Genomic DNA, 16,531 nt, shown 5'->3' on the forward strand with positions numbered 1-16,531 from the left:
TCGTCGCATGAGTTCGACTGGTGTCGCTGCGCCCGGCGTCGAGTCGGCAGGCTCCCGGTCTGCTGCCCTCGACGTGCTCCACCGGGTATGGGGGTACGACGCGTTCCGCGGTGAACAGGCCCGGATCATCGACCGCGTGGTCGCCGGCGGCGACGCCCTCGTCCTCATGCCGACCGGTGGCGGCAAGTCCCTCTGCTACCAGGTCCCGTCGCTCGTCCGCGACGGCATCGGGGTGGTCGTCTCGCCGCTGATCGCCCTCATGCAGGACCAGGTCGACGCCCTCGCCGCCAACGGTGTCCGGGCCGCCTTCCTCAACTCCACGCAGGCTCCGGACGAGCGCGCCCGGGTCGAGCGTGACGTCGTCACCGGCCAGGTCGACATGCTCTACCTGGCTCCCGAGCGGCTGAAGATCGAGTCCACCCGCTCCCTGCTCGACCGGGCCCGGATCGCACTCTTCGCGATCGACGAAGCGCACTGTGTGGCGCAGTGGGGGCACGACTTCCGTCCGGACTACCTGGAACTCAGCGTGCTCCACGAGCGCTGGCCGGACGTCCCCCGGATCGCCCTGACCGCGACGGCGACCCCGCAGACCCACCGCGAGATCTCCGCCCGGCTCGGACTCGACGACGCCGCGCACTTCGTCGCCGACTTCGACCGGCCGAACATCCAGTACCGGATCGAGCCGAAGACCGGGGCGCTGCAGCAGCTCCTGACCTTCATCCGCACCGAGCACAGCGGCGACGCCGGCATCGTCTACTGCCTGTCCCGCAACTCGGTCGAACGGACCGCCGCGGCGCTCGTGCAGCAGGGCATCGCCGCGCTTCCGTACCACGCCGGTCTCGACGCCCGGGTGCGCGAGCGCAACCAGGCGCAGTTCCTCCGCGAGGACGGCATCGTCATGGTCGCCACGATCGCGTTCGGCATGGGCATCGACAAGCCCGACGTCCGCTTCGTCGCGCACCTCGACATGCCGAAGTCGGTGGAGGGCTACTACCAGGAGACCGGCCGTGCCGGGCGTGACGGCCTGCCCGCCACCGCGTGGCTGGCGTACGGACTGAACGACGTCGTGCAGCAGCGGCGGATGATCGACCAGTCCGAGGGCGACGCCGCACACCGCCGGCAGCTCAGTGCGCACCTCGACGCCATGCTCGCGCTCTGCGAGACGATCGAGTGCCGGCGCGTGCGCCTGCTCGCGTACTTCGGGCAGGAGTCGTCCGCGTGCGGCAACTGCGACACGTGCCTGGCCCCGCCGGAGTCGTGGGACGGCACGGTGCCGGCGCAGAAGCTGCTGTCGACCATCGTGCGGCTCGACCGCGAGCGCGGGCAGCGCTACGGCGTCGCGCACCTCGTCGACATCCTCACCGGCAAGCAGTCGCCTCGCGTGACCGAGCTCGGACACGGCTCCCTCGCCACGTTCGGCATCGGCCAGGACCTGTCCGACGCCGACTGGAAGGCCGTCGCCCGGCAGCTGCTCGCACAGGGGTACGTTGCCGTGTCCGGCGACGGGTACGGCACGCTCGTCCTCAGCCCGACGAGTGCCGAGGTCCTGGCCGGACGGGTCGACGTCCGGATGCGCCGCGACCCGGTGAAGGCCCCGCGTGCCGGTCGGACCCGGCGCTCCGCCGTGGTGTCGGACATGCCGCAGGAAGCCATGCCGCTCTTCGAGTCCCTGCGGCAGTGGCGTGCCGGGCAGGCCCGCGAGCAGGGGGTGCCCGCGTACGTGGTGTTCAACGACGCCACCCTGCGCGGCATCGCCGCCGTGAAGCCGTCCGACCTCGACGAACTGTCCGAGATCTCCGGCGTCGGTGCCGCGAAGCTCGAGTCCTACGGGCGTGCCGTGCTCGACGTCGTGGCGGCCGCCGTCTGACCCATGCCGCTCGGGGCATGCTGCCCCCGGGTCCGTCATTACACTCGGGAACTCCCGTCCGACAGGAGGCCGTGTGACCGGTTCGACGAAGTCCGCCACCGTGCTCGGGCGCGCCGTGGTGGCGCCCCTCGCGCGACTGCTGTGGCGGCCTGAGGTGGTCGGCCGGAAGAACGTCCCGAAGCGCGGTCCGGTGATCCTCGCGAGCAACCACCGGTCCTTCGTCGACTCACCGACGATCACGCTGCTGGCACCGCGGAAGGTGTCGTTCCTCGCGAAGCAGGAGTACTTCACCGGGACGGGCCTCCGGGGTGCGCTCTCGCGGGCGTTCTTCTCGGGGATCGGCGCGATCGGTGTCGAGCGGGGCGCGGGAGCCGCAGCGCAGCAGGCCCTCGACCTCGGTCTCGCCCGTCTGCAGGCGGGTGAGGCGTTCGCGATCTACCCCGAGGGCACCCGGTCGCTCGACGGTCGTCTCTACAAGGGGCGGACCGGTGTCGCCTGGCTCGCCCTGACGAGCGGAGCCCCGGTCGTCCCGGTCGCGCTCACCGGGACCGAGGACGTGCAGCCCGTCGGGTCGCGCCTGCCCCGGCTCGCTCGGGTGCGGATCGAGTTCGGCGAGCCGATCGACCTCTCCGGCTTCGGTGCCGCGACCTCGGGTCGCGCACGGCGGCAGGCGACCGACGCGGTGACCGCGGCGATCCAGGCCCTCAGCGGACAGGAGCCGGCCGGCGTGTACAACGAGCCGCCGGCGACCATCGTCGAGCGGGTGAAGCGGATGCTGCAGCACGACGACCGCGGGGACGGGCAGCCCGACTGAGAGCACTATTGCGGATGTGAAATACAAATACTATGCTCGATCTGGCTCGTCCGGATCAGCATCGGCGGGTCACCCGAACTCCTCCAGGGAAAGGCCCACCATGTCCTCGACGCCCCTCTTCGACGCGATCGCCCGGCGGAGCGAGCGCTCCGGACCAGCACCGACCGCTCGTCTGGACGCTCCCGCCGACCTCGCCATGGCGAGCGCTGCCGCGTCGGTCGCCAGCACGCCCGCATCACCGCTCGACGCCCCCGCTCCGGAGCCGGCCGAGGCTCCGGAGGCTCCCATCATTCCCGCCGCTCCCGCCGCTGCCGTCGTCCCCGCTGACCTCGTGGAGGTCATCGACGGGATCCCCGCCAGTCTCCGCGCCTCGCTCGCACGCGAGCACGTCGTCTGCCGCGAGCAGCTCCCCCTGGTCGAGGCGGTCGTCGACGCTGTCACCCGCGCGGTGGTCGACGCCGTCGCGGTCGAGGTCGAACGGATCGTCGCCACCGGTGTCGTCCGGGTCTGATCGGGCGTTCCGCGACGTGTCCTCGACCGGGTCGACGTCCCTGGCCAGCCCGACGTCCCTGGCCAGCCCGACGTCCCTGGCCAGCCCGACATCACTGACCAGCCCGACGTCCCTGGCCAGCCCGACGTCACTGACCAGCCCGACGTCCCCGATCCAGTACGGATCCCGCCGAGCGCGTCGGGCTGCCGAAGAGGCCGCTCAGGTCGCCGCCCGGGGTGGGCCGCTCCGCGCCGCCCGGGCCTCCGTGGTCCGGCTGTCCGGCTCGGCCGTGACCCGGCGACCACTCCGGCCACGTGTCTCGCTCACCGTCGCCCTCGTCCACGCATCGGCCGTCTCCGCCGTGCAGGACGTCCGTGACCACTGGTGGGGGCGGCGCAGGCTGGCGGTGACGTCGATCGCGATCACGACCTGTCTGCTCGTCACGGAGGCAGCCCCGCAGTCGGTCGTCGCCGCGCCGACCGTGGTGGTCGCACCGGCTCCGCGGTCCCAGGACTTCCGCGCGGTCGGCACCTCGCCGGACGCCCTGCCGCGTTCGGACTTCACCGTCGGTCGGACCACGGACGGGGTGGTCCTCACCCGACTGCCCGGGTCCGCCCAGGCGGTGGCTCGCCCGGTCGCCGGCACCATCCCGTCGGCGGGGAACTTCGGTGGGCGGGACGTCGCCGGGTGTTCTGCGTGCTCCACGAGGCACCAGGGCACCGACTTCGCCGCGGCGACCGGAACGCCCGTGTTCGCGGTGATGTCCGGCACGGTCGTGTCCGCGGGGGTGCTCGGCGGCTACGGCAACCAGGTGCTGCTCCGACACCCGGACGGCACCGAGACCCGCTACGGCCACCTGTCGGTCATCGGTGTGCGACCCGGGCAGTCGGTCAGCGTGGGGGAGCGCCTGGGCGCAGTGGGCAGCACCGGGGTCTCCACCGGACCGCACCTGCACTTCGAGGTGATCCTCGGCCACCCGGTCGACCCGGAGCCGTGGCTCGCCGCGCGGGGGCTCCTGCGCTGACGCCCTTCCTGCGCCGGCACTCCTCCTGCCCCGACACTCCTCCTGCACCGACGGGGGTCGGGCCGTCGTCATCCACGACCTGGCCGGCGCTGCGCCAGCACCCCGGGGAGCCGCGTACCGTCGAGTTCGTCGTGGCAGGGAGCCACACGGTGAGGAGACCACGGTGCGCGTGTCGGTGTTGGGAACCGGAGCGATGGGAGCAGGCGTCGCGCAGTCGCTGCTCCGTGCTGGGCACGACGTCACGGTGTGGAACCGGACCGAGGAGCGTGCACGGCCGCTCGCCGAGTCCGGGGCGGCGGTGGCCGCCGACGCTGCCGACGCGGTGTCGCAGGCACAGGTCGTGCTGCTGACCCTGTTCGACACCGACGCGGTGGTCGACGTCCTCGAGCACGCTGCCGGGGACGCTCCGCAGGACGCCGTGTGGGTGCAGGCGTCGACCATCGGTGTCGCCGGCACCGAGACCGTCGTGCAGCTCGCCGAGAAGTACGGCATCACCCTGGTCGAGGCGATGATGCTCGGCACCAAGGCACCGGCCGAGCAGGGCAAGCTGACCATGCTCGTCGCCGGTGCGGACGACCCGGTGTCGGTCGTCGAGCCGGTGCTGGACGCCGTCAGTGCCAAGGTCGTCCGTGCCGGGGACCAGGTCGGTCAGGGCACGGCGTTGAAGCTGGCCGCGAACGCCTGGATCGCCTCGATCACCGCCGCGACCGGTCAGTCGTTGGCGATCGCCCGCGCGCTCGGGCTCGACCCGCAGCTGTTCCTCGACGCGATCGACGGCTCCGCCAGCGACTCGGCCTACGCCCACACCAAGGGCGCGGCCATGATCTCGGGGGAGTTCCCGGCGCAGTTCGCGCTCGACGGCCTCCGGAAGGACATCGGCCTGATCACCGACGCCGCGCGCGACTCGGACGTCGACACGACCCTGCTGGACGCCCTCGGCCGGGTCTACGCGGACGCCAGTGCTGCGGGGCACGGCGGCGACGACATCGCGGCGGTCGGCACCGCGTTCCGACCGCTCGTCAGGACCGGCGGAACACGTCCCGAAGGCGACGGGCGAACCGGCTGACCGACTCGTCGTTCAGCGTGTTCGCCAGGTCGAAGGCCTCCCGAGTGGGGTCGGCCCCGTCGCGGATCCGCCGGAGAGCAGCGTCCGCACGCGCGCGTGCGTCGAGTTCGGAGGCGGGCATGTCGTCCTCGGGCTCGCGCATCGTGTCAGCGTACGCCGGGCGCTCGGTCAGTACTCGTCGCCGTCGGTCTCGTCGACCGCGCCGGCCATCTGCTGCAGGAACGCGACGACGACGGCCATGTCCTCGGGCGGCAGGTGCTGCGCGACCTCGACGGCGCGGGAGTCCAGGTCACCGATCACGGCGAGTGCCCGGCGCATCGACTTGCCCGTCGCGGTGAGGATGACACCCCGCCGGTCAGCCGGGTCTGCGTGCCGCTCGACGTGACCGGAGCGGACGAGTCGGTCGACGAGCGCCGAGGTGGACGCCGCGGTGATGCCCAGGCGCTCCGCGAGTTCCTTCGAGTTGACGGTGCGCCCTGAGGTCTCGGCGTCGACGAGCACCCGCAGGGCTGTCAACGCGTTCTCACCGATCCCGAGTTCTTCACGCACGCGACGCTGGGCTGAGCTCTCCGCAGTGCGGTAGCGACGCAGGGCGTTCAACACGTCCACTGCGTCGACCCTGGAGTCCTCGCCGTACCAGAACCCCGGGGCTGCTGTCGTCACCTCGGAAGTCATACGGACAATGCTAGACGCTCTAGTTAGTTTGTCTAGCGAGCGTGATGACTTGCACGTCCAGCGTCCAGGGATCCATCAAACGGTGTCCCCCGCAACACCGGTGACGCGGCTCGGAAACACCCCGGCAACGAGCCGTCAGTAGGTTCGGCGCATGCAGGAGTCGCCGTGCTGAACCGACTCGCCAGGAGCGTCCACAGTGTCGGGGGCGCGGTCGAGCGGACGGACGTCGTCGCGCGCCTGCTCGACGTGCACCTGGCCCGGCGGGATCCCTCGACCGACGATCCCGGGCTCGGGCGGGACCTCCGGGCGGTGGTCGGTGCGGCGGTGATGCCGGACACGGACCTCAGCCCCTCGGCGACCCTCGACGCCCTGGCCCTGGACCGCCACGAACCGGCCTCGATCGCCGCGGCCGTCGCCGTCGCTCGGGACGACGCCCGTCGTGCCCGGGACGTCGTGTCCACCGAGTTGTGGGACTGCCTCAACACGACGCGCTCCCGGCTGCCCCGCAAGGTCGTCGGGGAGAAGGCGCACGAGTTCCTCGGCTGGGTGCGGGAGCGTAGCGCCCTGGCGGTCGGCGTGGTCGACGGGGACGTCAGCCGCGACGAGGTGTGGGAGTTCTTCACGCTCGGTCGGTCGCTGACCCGGTTGACCGTGACCGCGCGGATGCTCGCCTCGGACCTGCTCGACCCCGGCTCGGCGGCCTCCTGGTCCACCGCGCTGCGGGCCTGCGGAGCGGGCGAGGCCTTCCACCGGGAGTTCCGGCACGGCAGTACCACCGCCGATGCGGCCACGTTCCTCCTGCTCGACGAGCACAGCCCCCGGTCGCTGCTGTTCCTGGCCCGTCGCAGTGAGGGGTGTCTGGACGACCTCGTCGGGGTGCACCTGGCAGCGGAGGTCCGGGCGTTCGGCGAGGCACGTGCCGAACTCGAGACGGTGACGCCGGAGACCGCGGTGGACGCTGCCCGGTCGGCGGGCTCCCGGCTGGCGGCAGCGGCGGAGACGATCACGGCGGCGCTCGACCGCCGGGTGTTCACCGCGCCCGAACCGGCGCACTGACGCAGCGGTCACGGTCAGGATCCCCGGAGCCGCTTCGGCTCAGACCGCGCTCGAGCGCTCCACGACCGCTTCGTCGTGCTCCAGGTCACGCCGCACCGCTGCCCGTGCTGCGCGGGTCCCGGGTGCCGGGGTGACCACCGGGAGTGACCGCGTGACGGCCAGGTGCAGGCGGTTGTCGGCGTCGTACCGCAGACGGACGTGCTGGAACCGGACGAGCCACACGAGGGCGACCGCCAGGGCGACGAAGCCCGAGGCCGCGCCGACCCCGATCGCCCACCGCGGGCCCCACGCGTCGGCGACCGCGCCGACGATCGGGGCGCCGAGCGGTGTCCCGCCGGCGAAGACCGCCATGTAGAGGGCCATCACGCGGCCGCGCATCGCCGGCGTGGTGGTGGTCTGCACGAGGGCGTTCGCGGTGGTCATGAACGTCAGGGACGCCAGCCCGACGAAGGCGAGCAGGACCGCGAAGGTCCAGTACGTCGGTGCGACGGCCGCGGCGGTGCACGCGAGGCCGAACCCGCCGGCCGCGATGGTCAACGTGCGCATCCGGGGGACCTCCCGACGCGCCGAGAGCAGCGCGCCGAGGACCGACCCGACCGCCATCACGGAGTTGAGGAGCCCGAACTCGCCTGCGCCGCGGTGGAACTCCACGCGTGCCATCGTCGAGGTGAAGATCGGGAAGTTCACACCGAACGTCCCGACGACGAAGATCATGCAGAGCACCACGATGATGTCCGGCCGGGTCCGGACGTACCGGAAGCCCGCGACGAGCTGTCCCTTGCCGCGTGGGGCTCGCGCCCGGTCGGCGAGCTGTCGCGGGTCGACGAACCGCAGTGCGAGGAGCACGGCGAGGAACGACCCCGCGTTGATGACGAACACCCAGCCGGACCCGATCGCCGCGATGAGGACACCGGCGACCGCGGGTCCGATGAGCCGGGCGGCGTTGAACGACGCCGAGTTCAACGCGACGGCGTTCGAGACCTGCTCGCCCGTCACGACGTCGGAGACGAAGGCCTGGCGGACCGGGGTGTCGAACGCGGCGACCACGCCGAGTGCGAGCGCGAACCCGTAGAGGGACCAGAGCGTCGCGGTGTCGGTCAGGACCATCACGGCGAGCCCGAGGCCGAGCAGCCCCATCAGCCCCTGCGTGAGCATGAGCATCCGGCGTCGGTCGAAGCGGTCGGCGACCAGGCCGGTCCAGGGCAGCAGGACCAGCTGTGGACCGAACTGCAGCGCCATGGTGACCCCGACGGCCACGGCGTCGTCGTGGGTCAGCTGGGTGAGGACGAGCCAGTCCTGGGCGGTGCGCTGCATCCACGTGCCGATGTTCGACACGAGGGCACCGGCGAACCAGATGCGGTAGTTGCGTCCCGAGAGGGACCGGAACATGGCACTCACTGGGCGGCGAGCCTCAGGAGGATGTCGGTGGCGGCGGTGAGCGTCTTCCGTTCCGCCGCGGTGAGGGCGGCGAGGCGCGGGGTGAGCCAACCGTCGCGTCGCTGCCGGGTCTCGACGACCAGGTCGTCGCCGTCGGCGGTCGGGCAGAGCAGGACCTTCCGGCGGTCGTCGCCGTGGTCGTCCTTGGTGAGCAGGCCGCGGCCGATCAGTGCGGTGACGGTCTTCGTCATCGAGGGCGGGGTGACGCCCTCGTGACGGCTGAGGTCGGCGAGGGTCATCGCGCCCTCGCGGTGCAGCAGGGCGAGCGCGGAGAACTGGGCATCGCTGACGGTCGTGTCGGCCTTCTGTGCCCGCAGCGTCCGTGACAACCGGTTCACGGCGATCCGGACGTCGCTGGCGAGGGAGGGGTCGGCCGATCGGCGGCGACGCGCAGTGGTGGGGAGCGGGTCGGTGACGGTCACGAGTCGTCAGCCTAACTCATTAGTTCAGCGAACGAATTATCCTGGCCCGACCACGCGGAGTTCCGCGGTCCGACGTCCGATCGACCCCCGGCGTGACGGGCGTACAGTGGGGTCCTGGGCAACAGGTGTTGTCCAGTCGACACGGGCCGGAAGGCACGGGAGGAGCAGGACACATGAACGGGTTCGAGGGCAAGGTCGCCATCGTCACCGGTGGTGGCAGCGGCATCGGCGAGTCGATCGCGAAGGAGCTGGCGGCGGCGGGAGCCTCCGTCGTCGTCACGGACATCAGGCAGGAGACCGCCGAGCGAGTCGCCGCCGAGATCGAGCAGGCCGGTGGCACCGCAGCCGCCGTCTCCGCCAACTCGGCGATCGCCGCGGACAACGAGCGCGCCGTCCGGTTCGCCGTCGACACCTACGGCGCACTGCACCTCGCCGTCAACAACGCCGGCATCGGCGCCGCGCCGCAGCCCATCGGTGAGTACGACATCGAGGCGTGGGACCGCGTCCGCGCCGTCGACCTCGACGGTGTCTTCTACGGCCTGCGCTACGAGATCCCGGCGATCCTGGCGGCGGGCGGCGGCGCGATCGTCAACATGTCCTCGGTGCTCGGGTCGGTCGGCATCGCGGACAACGCCGCCTACGTCGCGTCGAAGCACGCCCTCGTCGGCCTGACGAAGGTCGCCGCGCTCGAGTACACGGCGAAGGGCGTCCGCACGAACGCCGTCGGCCCGGGCTTCATCGACACCCCGCTCGTCCGCTCCTCGCTGAGCGGCGACGAGCTCGCCGGGCTCGAGGCGCAGCACGCTGCGGGACGTCTCGGCACCGACGCCGAGGTCGCCGCGCTCGTCCTGTTCCTGCTCAGCGACCAGGCGTCGTTCATCAGCGGCAGCTACCACCTGGTCGACGGCGGGTACTCCGCGCACTGACCCGCGCACCCGCGCACCCGCGCGACGCGGGGACCGGACGGGAGGCCCGGCGGACGTGAGCAGACCCGCCCACGTCCGCCGGGCCTCCCGTCCGTCATCCGGTCGACCCGGTCGGCCTACCGCGTCAGGACCGCGTCGTGCGGGAGCAGCGCGTGCACGCCCCAGGTGCGGTTCGCGACCTGGGTGACACGCATGCTCACCGTGACGCTCGCCATGCCGAGCGCCTCGGCGCGTGTGATGCCGTACGAGCCGGCGATCCAGTCGACCATCCGGTCGAGGGCCGTCGTGGTCGCGGCGTTGAGGTCCGCGTCGAACCCGAACGTGATGCGTCCCGCGGGGGTGTCGGCGTGGATGCCAGCGACCGGTGCGTCGTCCAGCAACGTCAGCGTCATCGTGGTCGTCATGCCGCACTCGACGGCGGTGCCGGACACCTCGCCGTCACCCTGTGCCGCGTGGCCGTCACCGAGCGAGAGCAGCGCCTCCGGGACCGTCACCGGCAGGTACAGGGTGGCGCCGGCGACGAGCTCGCGACAGTCGATGTTCCCGCCACCGAGGGGTCGCGGCGGGATCGTGGAGTGCTCGCCGGTGGCCTCCGGTGGGAGCCCGACGAGGCCGAGGAACGGGGCCGTCCGCACGCCGAGCCCGAGTTGGTTGTGCGCGGTGCCCGCGGTCGGGTCGACGTCCCACAGGAGCGGGCCGCGGGTCGACGGGTCGGCCAGGCCGAGGGCCCGGTTGAGCGGGGTGTCGACGCCGCCCGAGCCGGTGTACCCCCAGTCGTCCGGCACCAGGTCGTCGAACCGGATCGCGAGCACCTGACCGGGCCGTGCACCGGCGACCGCGATCGGACCGAGCAGGCAGTGGCCGCGGCGGGAGGGGATGAGCGTCGGGACCTCGACCCCCGGCGCCGACAGGCGTTCGGTGTAGCCGGCGGCGCTGAGGGTGTGCACCGTGACGGTGTCGCCCGGAGCGACGGTCAGCACCGGTCTGCGTTCGGCGGTGAGCACGTCGACGGCGGTGTCGGGAGTGGTGTCGATGCGGTGGTGGGTCACCCGGCGATCATCGCAGGCACGGCTCCTGACGGGCGGCGCCGGCGCGGCGTGCGGATTGGGTGGCGCGGGACGGACCTGTGTGTGAGTGACGCCGTCTTGTGTGTGAGACGCCGCCGATCGCGGCGGCGTCACGCGCACATGGCGGCGTCTCGGACGGGTACCGGCGCTCAGTGGAACTGCGGGATCGTCATCCAGATGCCGGTGAGGACGGCGGCGATGCAGACCGCGAAGCACACGCCCGCGCCGAGGTACGCCGCCGGCGGGGTCGAGCCGGAGCGCGGCGTCTCCTCGGAGTACTGCGTGCGCTCGCCGCCGGAGTCGCCGGGCTGGCCGGTCCCGAGCAGCCGCAGTCCGAGCGTGTAGAGCAGCACCACGCCGACGGCGGCGACGAAGCCGACCCCCGCGACGGTGCCGATGGCGGTGAAGTCGATGCTCATCGGTTCCTCCCTCGGTTCCCGGCAGCCACGGGCTCGCGCTCCGCGGTGCCCTCGTGGACGTCGTCCGCACTGATCGGCTTGCGGCGGGCCAGCACGGAGAACGTCAGCCCGCCGACCAGGGCGAGCAGCGCCACGACGACCAGGCCGATCGTCGAGGTGGAGGCCAGCCAGGTGGCCAGACCGCCGACGACCGCGGCGGACGGCAGCGTGATGACCCAGGCGATCACGATCTTGCCGACGACGCCCCAGTGCACGTCCGCCAGCTTCTTGCCGAGGCCCGAGCCGATGACCGACCCGCTCGTCACGTGCGTGGTCGAGAGCGCGAAGCCGAGGTGCGAGGACACCAGGATCGTCGCGGCGGAGCTCGTCTCCGCCGCGAAGCCCTGCGGCGACTGCACGTCGGAGATCTTCTTGCCGACGGTCTGCATGATCCGCCAGCCGCCCATGTACGTACCGAGGGCGATCGCGAGCCCGCAGGCCAGGATGACCCAGAGCTCCGGGCCGCTGCCCGGACCCTGGTAGCCCGCGGCGATCAGGGTCAGCGTGATGACGCCCATCGTCTTCTGCGCGTCGTTCGTCCCGTGCGCGAGCGACACCAGCGACGCCGAGATCGTCTGCCCGTGCCGGAAGCTCGTCGCGGCACCGTGCGTCGTGGCGTTCTTCGTCAGCCGGTAGGCCACGTAGGTGGCGACGAGAGCGATCACGCCCGCGATGACGGGGGAGAGCAGCGCCGGCAGCACGACCTTCGAGACCACGGTGGCCCAGTCGACCGACTGCAGCCCGGCGCCGATGACCGACGCCCCGATGAGCCCACCGAACAGCGCGTGCGTGGACGACGACGGCAGGCCGAAGTACCACGTCGCCAGGTTCCAGAGCACGGCGCCGACGAGCCCCGCGAAGATCATCGTCGGCGAGATGTGGATGCCGTCCTGGCCCTCGCGGATGATCCCCTGCGAGACGGTCTTCGCGACCTCGGTGGAGAGGAACGCGCCGACCAGGTTGAGCACGGCGGAGATGAGGACGGCGGTGCGGGGCTTGAGGGCACCCGTGGCCACCGAGGTGGCCATGGCGTTCGCAGTGTCGTGGAACCCGTTCGTGAAGTCGAACACGAGGGCCACCACGATCACCAACACGACGGTGACGAGGACGTCCATGGGCGAGACGCTAGGCCGGCGGACGAGCGCCCGCGTGAACGCCGGGTGAACAGGTGCGCGGTCTGTCAGGATGCTGCCGTGCCCACGTTCTCCGCCGCCCGAGGCGACTCCTCGTTCACCGACGCCCACGGTGTCGAGATCGTCTACTCGACGTGGCGCGCGGGCAAGCCGAAGGGCATCGTGCAGATCGCCCACGGCGTCGGTGAGCACGGCCTCCGGTACGAGCCGCTCGCACAGGACCTCGTCCGCGCCGGGTGGACCGTGCACGCGAACGACCACCGCGGGCACGGGCGGACCGGCCTGGCGCAGTGGGACGGCGACCACGGCGAACTCGGGCGGCTCGGGCCCGGCGGCCTCCGCGCCGCGATCGCGGCCGTCGAGCAGATGACCGCGGTGGCGAAGACCGACGACCCCGGTCTGCCCGTCGTGCTGCTCGGCCACTCGTGGGGGTCCCTGATGGCGCAGCGGATCGTGAACACCTCGTCCGAGCAGTACGCCGGCGTTGTCCTGTCCGCCAGCGCCCTCCGCCTGCCCGGACTCATGAACGGCGGCGACCTGAACCGGCGGCACGCAGCCTCCGGTCCGACGAAGCACGAGTGGCTCACCCGCGACCGAGCGGTCATCGAGGCCGTCGGTCTCGACCCGCTGGCCGTCGAGGCGGACGTCCTCGGCCTCTTCGGTCTGCCCGACACCCTGCGGCTGCTCGGCCTGCCCCGTCGGCGGATCCCGCACGACCTGCCGATGCTGCTGCAGGTCGGGTCCGAGGACTCCCTCGGCGGGCCCCGTTCCGTCGAGCTGCTCGCCCGGACCTACCGGCGGCGCGGACGGCTCTCCGACGTCACCGTCCTCGTCTACGAGGGAGCGCGGCACGAGGTCTACAACGAGACGAACCGCGACGAGGTGGTCGCGGACCTCGTCGCCTGGCTCGACCGAGTCGTCGCGGGGCGCTGACCGGCGGCGCGACAGCAGGACGGCACGACAGCAGGACGGCACGACAGCACGACGGCACGAGATGACCACACTGGGGGAGTACATGTACCGAGCGCGCCATGAACGGCCGACGCGGCCGACCGCCACCGTCCGCCGGAGTCCGTGGGGCGCGGCCGCCCTGACGTCCGCCGCTGCGGGCATCACGGCCCTGGGCGTCCGGATGCTGTCCGCCACCGCGTTCTACGGCGACGCGGACCTCGTCCGGATCGGCACGGGCTCCTTCACGGTCGTCCTCGGCATCGGTCTGGTCCTGCTCGGCGTCCGGTCACTCCGCTCGCGCGTCCGGGTCTTCCCCGACCGACTCGAGGCCCGGTCCGGATTCGCACCCACGCATGTCGTCCGGCCGGGGGAGATCGTGCGCATCGAACCGCGGTTGTCGGGTCACGTCGGCGTCAGCGGGGTCACCGACGGCCAGGGCTCCTTCCTCGCGGGGCGGTTCGACCGCCACTACGACGTCCTCGCTGACTGGTTGTCGATGAACGCGACCAGACCGTGGGCGGAGTACCAGGACCTGCTCGGCGAGCTCACGCACCAGACCCGGCCCCGGGTCGTCCGGGGGACGCTCACCGGGCTGCTGCTCTTCGTCGTCATGGTGCCGGCGCTGGAGCTCTTCCCGGCCCTGCTGTCCCTCTCGGCGTACGACGACGCGCACCCACAGGACCGCACGTGTTCGGTCACGTCGGCGGAGGGGAGCACCATCTCCAGCCGCTCCACCAGGGGGATCGGGTCGTCGCACCCGGCCGTGACGTTCACGACGCGTGACTGCGGCCCGCTCGTGATGCGTGACGGCGTGGACAGCGACTCCCGCGACGTGATCGCCCGTCGGTACGACCGTGCCCCCGGCGAGTACACGTTCACGCTCGGCGGTGGTTCGCTGTGGCTGCAGGAGCACCTGCCCTGGTTCCCTGTCCAGCCCGGCGTCGACGCGGTCCGCCCGGCGCGCTGACGTCCACGCGCGTCCTCGCCGCCGTGGCGGGCGCTGCCTGGCTGCCGCTGTCCTGTCTCGCACGGGACGACCCTGTTCGGGGAACCATCGGCCGGCCGGGACCGGGGGGGAACCGCCCACGAACGACGGGGACCCCGGCCTGTCGGGGGAACAGACCGGGGCCGGACCACTCGACCCATTGGGGGGAACGGGTCGAGCGGCGACGCCCGAGGCTCGAGGGGGGTCGCACCCCAGGCGTGGTGACGACGGTACGCCCGCGCCCCCACAGCGGCAACTCGGTTCGCTTTCAGGTGATCGCGTCGCGCCCGTCGGCCCCGCCCGCGGACGGGAGGCCCGGTGCGGCGCCGCCACGGGCCTCCCGGAATAGGGTGGCGGCATGCACGGTGAGTACAAGGTCCCCGGAGGCAAGCTCGTCGTCGTCGACCTGGAGGTCGTCGACGGCAGGATCGACCGGTTCCGGTTGGCGGGTGACTTCTTCCTCGAACCGGACGACGCGCTCCCGCTGATCGACCAGGCGGTGGACGGCCTGCGCGCCGACACCGACGCGGCCGGGATCGCGGCCGCCGTGCGACACGCGCTGCCCGACGACGCCGTCCTGCTCGGCTTCACGCCCGAGTCCGTCGGGGTCGCCGTCCGCCGAGCCCTGTCGCGGGCATCGTCGTGGCGGGACTACGAGTGGCAGGTCATCCACGAGGGCCCGATCAGCCCGAACGAGCACCTGGCGCTCGACCAGGTCCTCACCGAGGAGGTCGGGGCCGGCCGCCGCGGGCCGACGCTGCGCATCTGGGAGTGGGACCAGCCCGCGGTCGTCATCGGGTCGTTCCAGTCGCTGAAGAACGAGGTCGACCCGGCCGGCGCCGAGAAGTACGGCGTGCAGGTCGTGCGGCGGATCTCCGGCGGCGGCGCGATGTTCATGGACGCGGGCGCGATCATCTCGTACTCGCTGTACGTGCCGACCGACCTCGTGCAGGGTATGACGTTCGCCGACTCGTACGCGTACCTGGACGAGTGGGTGATCGAGGCGCTGAAGTCCCTCGGCATCGAGGCGTACTACCAGCCCCTCAACGACATCACCTCGACCAAGGGCAAGATCGGCGGGGCCGCGCAGAAGCGCCTCGGCACCGGGTCGCTCCTGCACCACGCGACCATGAGCTACGACATGGACGGCGAGAAGATGGTGGAGGTGCTGCGCATCGGCCGCGAGAAGATGAGCGACAAGGGGACGACGAGCGCCGCGAAACGTGTCGACCCGCTGCGGTCCCAAACCGGCCTGAGCCGCGCGGAGATCATCGACCGACTCATCGGCACCTTCACGAAGCTCTACGGGGCGACCGAGGGGCACGTCACCGACGCCGAGCGGCAGAAGGCGCAGGAGCTCGTGGCGACGAAGTTCTCGACGCGGGAGTGGCTCGAGCGGGTGCCCTGAGCGCGAGACTCGGCGCGTACGGATCGCGAGGATCAGCCGCGCGGCGGATGTTCTCCGCCGATCGGCCACGTAACGTCGCTGCCGTGAACTGGTTGATCTTCCTGGGGGCGGTGGCCGCTGCGGTCGTCGTGGTGTGGATCGCCGACCGTCTGGGCTGGATCGACCTGTCGAACAAGTCCACACGCGGGGGCGGCTCCGGTGGCGTGGTGTCGATGATGGACGAGGTCTTCGCGCCCACCCGTCAGGAGACGCAGGCCGAGTACGAGCGGCAGGCGCGCCTCCCGCGCGAAGCGCCGACGCCCTCACGCGACGACCACGACCTGCTCAGCGGGACCGTGCTCATCCGGGTGCCCTCGAGTCGGGCCGGCAGCGGCACGCATCGGGCGGGGACGCACGACCGGTCGTACTGACACCGCGCGCGTCCGACCCGGCGGGTCAGCGCGTGGTGAGGTCCTGGTGGTCCGGGTGCCGTTCGAGCCACGCGGCGACGTAGCTGCAATCGGCGACGACGCGACGGTCGGAGTTCGCGCGGACGTCGTCCAGCGCGTTCTCGACGAGGATCGAGGCGTGGCCGCCGCCGCGGTGCTCCGGGTCGACCTCGGTGTGGACGAAGTGGATCACGTCCCCGTCGATCTCGTAGGCGGCGAGGCCGATGACGTCGCCGTCCTCGACGAGGGAGTACTGGTTCTGGTCGGTGTCGTTGCGGACTTCGAGACTCATCCTCCGGACGCTACGCCGGGCACCTTCCACGG

General features: G+C 72.0%; 19 protein-coding genes. 11 read left to right on the forward strand and 8 right to left on the reverse strand.

Annotated elements, in window-relative coordinates:
* Window positions 1-7: 7 nt before the first annotated feature.
* The 5 genes from recQ (at window position 8) to DEJ24_RS13405 (ending at window position 5,261) form a co-directional block, all read left to right on the forward strand.
* Window positions 8-1,867 carry a DNA helicase RecQ gene (gene recQ, locus DEJ24_RS13385; RefSeq protein ID WP_111079050.1) on the forward strand — a complete coding sequence of 620 codons (1,860 nt, stop codon included), beginning with the start codon at window positions 8-10 and terminating at the stop codon, window positions 1,865-1,867.
* Window positions 1,868-1,940: 73 nt separating this feature from the next.
* Window positions 1,941-2,681: a 1-acyl-sn-glycerol-3-phosphate acyltransferase gene (locus DEJ24_RS13390; RefSeq protein WP_111079051.1), complete on the forward strand. Its 741-nt coding sequence runs from the start codon at window positions 1,941-1,943 to the stop codon at window positions 2,679-2,681.
* Window positions 2,682-2,781: 100 nt separating this feature from the next.
* Complete coding sequence (locus tag DEJ24_RS17280) at window positions 2,782-3,192, forward strand: hypothetical protein (protein WP_181432927.1); 411 nt, start codon at window positions 2,782-2,784, stop codon at window positions 3,190-3,192.
* Window positions 3,176-4,195, forward strand: coding sequence for a M23 family metallopeptidase (locus DEJ24_RS17330; protein WP_309147017.1), 1,020 nt, complete (start codon window positions 3,176-3,178; stop codon window positions 4,193-4,195). The genes DEJ24_RS17280 and DEJ24_RS17330 overlap by 17 nt, the downstream gene beginning before the upstream one ends.
* Window positions 4,196-4,274: 79 nt before the next feature.
* On the forward strand, window positions 4,275-5,261 hold the full coding sequence (locus DEJ24_RS13405) for an NAD(P)-dependent oxidoreductase (RefSeq protein ID WP_375334712.1): 987 nt from the start codon (window positions 4,275-4,277) through the stop codon (window positions 5,259-5,261).
* Here the strand turns inward: DEJ24_RS13405 and DEJ24_RS13410 are convergent.
* Together DEJ24_RS13410 and DEJ24_RS13415 are read right to left on the reverse strand one after the other, a co-directional pair.
* Window positions 5,215-5,403: a hypothetical protein gene (locus DEJ24_RS13410; protein ID WP_110904091.1), complete on the reverse strand. Its 189-nt coding sequence runs from the start codon at window positions 5,401-5,403 to the stop codon at window positions 5,215-5,217. The two genes, DEJ24_RS13405 and DEJ24_RS13410, sit on opposite strands and share 47 nt — an antisense overlap.
* A gap of 26 nt (window positions 5,404-5,429) precedes the next feature.
* Window positions 5,430-5,936, reverse strand: a complete 507-nt coding sequence (locus DEJ24_RS13415; RefSeq protein WP_110904092.1) for a MarR family winged helix-turn-helix transcriptional regulator — start codon at window positions 5,934-5,936, stop codon at window positions 5,430-5,432.
* Between the two features lie 165 nt (window positions 5,937-6,101).
* Here DEJ24_RS13415 and DEJ24_RS13420 point away from each other — a divergent pair, with 165 nt between their 5' ends.
* Window positions 6,102-6,992, forward strand: a complete 891-nt coding sequence (locus DEJ24_RS13420; RefSeq protein ID WP_111079052.1) for an alpha-E domain-containing protein — start codon at window positions 6,102-6,104, stop codon at window positions 6,990-6,992.
* 39 nt (window positions 6,993-7,031) lie between these two features.
* Here the strand turns inward: DEJ24_RS13420 and DEJ24_RS13425 are convergent, their stop codons facing one another.
* On the reverse strand, window positions 7,032-8,381 hold the full coding sequence (locus tag DEJ24_RS13425; RefSeq protein ID WP_111079053.1) for an MFS transporter: 1,350 nt from the start codon (window positions 8,379-8,381) through the stop codon (window positions 7,032-7,034).
* Window positions 8,382-8,386: 5 nt separating this feature from the next.
* Complete coding sequence (locus DEJ24_RS13430; protein WP_111079054.1) at window positions 8,387-8,851, reverse strand: MarR family winged helix-turn-helix transcriptional regulator; 465 nt, start codon at window positions 8,849-8,851, stop codon at window positions 8,387-8,389.
* 173 nt (window positions 8,852-9,024) lie between these two features.
* Between DEJ24_RS13430 and DEJ24_RS13435 the strand changes: the two genes are divergently transcribed.
* Complete coding sequence (locus tag DEJ24_RS13435; protein ID WP_111079055.1) at window positions 9,025-9,777, forward strand: SDR family NAD(P)-dependent oxidoreductase; 753 nt, start codon at window positions 9,025-9,027, stop codon at window positions 9,775-9,777.
* A gap of 116 nt (window positions 9,778-9,893) precedes the next feature.
* Here the strand turns inward: DEJ24_RS13435 and DEJ24_RS13440 are convergent, their stop codons facing one another.
* From DEJ24_RS13440 to DEJ24_RS13450, 3 genes are all read right to left on the reverse strand, one after another.
* Window positions 9,894-10,826 carry an acetamidase/formamidase family protein gene (locus tag DEJ24_RS13440; RefSeq protein ID WP_111079056.1) on the reverse strand — a complete coding sequence of 311 codons (933 nt, stop codon included), beginning with the start codon at window positions 10,824-10,826 and terminating at the stop codon, window positions 9,894-9,896.
* A 167-nt stretch (window positions 10,827-10,993) separates the two neighbouring features.
* Window positions 10,994-11,263, reverse strand: a complete 270-nt coding sequence (locus DEJ24_RS13445) for a hypothetical protein (protein ID WP_111079057.1) — start codon at window positions 11,261-11,263, stop codon at window positions 10,994-10,996.
* Complete coding sequence (locus DEJ24_RS13450; RefSeq protein WP_111079058.1) at window positions 11,260-12,417, reverse strand: inorganic phosphate transporter; 1,158 nt, start codon at window positions 12,415-12,417, stop codon at window positions 11,260-11,262. Before DEJ24_RS13450 ends, DEJ24_RS13445 begins: the two co-directional genes overlap by 4 nt.
* Window positions 12,418-12,495: 78 nt before the next feature.
* Between DEJ24_RS13450 and DEJ24_RS13455 the strand changes: the two genes are divergently transcribed.
* From DEJ24_RS13455 to DEJ24_RS13470, 4 genes are all read left to right on the forward strand, one after another.
* Window positions 12,496-13,368, forward strand: a complete 873-nt coding sequence (locus DEJ24_RS13455) for an alpha/beta hydrolase (protein ID WP_111079059.1) — start codon at window positions 12,496-12,498, stop codon at window positions 13,366-13,368.
* A gap of 61 nt (window positions 13,369-13,429) precedes the next feature.
* The gene (locus DEJ24_RS13460) at window positions 13,430-14,353 is read left to right on the forward strand and encodes a hypothetical protein (RefSeq protein ID WP_111079060.1); all 924 of its coding nucleotides are present in this window, start codon (window positions 13,430-13,432) and stop codon (window positions 14,351-14,353) included.
* A gap of 376 nt (window positions 14,354-14,729) precedes the next feature.
* Window positions 14,730-15,779: a biotin/lipoate A/B protein ligase family protein gene (locus tag DEJ24_RS13465; protein ID WP_111079061.1), complete on the forward strand. Its 1,050-nt coding sequence runs from the start codon at window positions 14,730-14,732 to the stop codon at window positions 15,777-15,779.
* Window positions 15,780-15,862: 83 nt separating this feature from the next.
* Entirely contained in the window at window positions 15,863-16,189 is a 327-nt protein-coding gene (locus DEJ24_RS13470) for a hypothetical protein (RefSeq protein ID WP_111079062.1), read from the forward strand.
* Between the two features lie 25 nt (window positions 16,190-16,214).
* On the opposite strand, the gene DEJ24_RS13475 is transcribed toward DEJ24_RS13470, so the two are convergent.
* Window positions 16,215-16,499, reverse strand: coding sequence for a GNAT family N-acetyltransferase (locus DEJ24_RS13475; protein WP_111079063.1), 285 nt, complete (start codon window positions 16,497-16,499; stop codon window positions 16,215-16,217).
* Window positions 16,500-16,531 lie beyond the last annotated feature (32 nt).

It is taken from the genome of Curtobacterium sp. MCPF17_001 (assembly GCF_003234615.1).
Lineage (GTDB): Bacteria > Actinomycetota > Actinomycetes > Actinomycetales > Microbacteriaceae > Curtobacterium.

Bases quoted from the DNA above. Each gene is read 5' to 3' on its own strand.
- recQ (WP_111079050.1), top strand. From the start codon at position 8: ATGAGTTCGACTGGTGTCGCTGCGCCCGGCGTCGAGTCGGCAGGCTCC.
- DEJ24_RS17280 (WP_181432927.1), top strand. From the start codon at position 2,782: ATGTCCTCGACGCCCCTCTTCGACGCGATCGCCCGGCGGAGCGAGCGC.
- DEJ24_RS13410 (WP_110904091.1), bottom strand. From the start codon at position 5,403: ATGCGCGAGCCCGAGGACGACATGCCCGCCTCCGAACTCGACGCACGC.
- DEJ24_RS13415 (WP_110904092.1), bottom strand. From the start codon at position 5,936: ATGACTTCCGAGGTGACGACAGCAGCCCCGGGGTTCTGGTACGGCGAG.
- DEJ24_RS13425 (WP_111079053.1), bottom strand. From the start codon at position 8,381: ATGTTCCGGTCCCTCTCGGGACGCAACTACCGCATCTGGTTCGCCGGT.
- DEJ24_RS13435 (WP_111079055.1), top strand. From the start codon at position 9,025: ATGAACGGGTTCGAGGGCAAGGTCGCCATCGTCACCGGTGGTGGCAGC.
- DEJ24_RS13445 (WP_111079057.1), bottom strand. From the start codon at position 11,263: ATGAGCATCGACTTCACCGCCATCGGCACCGTCGCGGGGGTCGGCTTC.
- DEJ24_RS13450 (WP_111079058.1), bottom strand. From the start codon at position 12,417: ATGGACGTCCTCGTCACCGTCGTGTTGGTGATCGTGGTGGCCCTCGTG.
- DEJ24_RS13460 (WP_111079060.1), top strand. From the start codon at position 13,430: ATGACCACACTGGGGGAGTACATGTACCGAGCGCGCCATGAACGGCCG.
- DEJ24_RS13465 (WP_111079061.1), top strand. From the start codon at position 14,730: ATGCACGGTGAGTACAAGGTCCCCGGAGGCAAGCTCGTCGTCGTCGAC.
- DEJ24_RS13475 (WP_111079063.1), bottom strand. From the start codon at position 16,499: ATGAGTCTCGAAGTCCGCAACGACACCGACCAGAACCAGTACTCCCTC.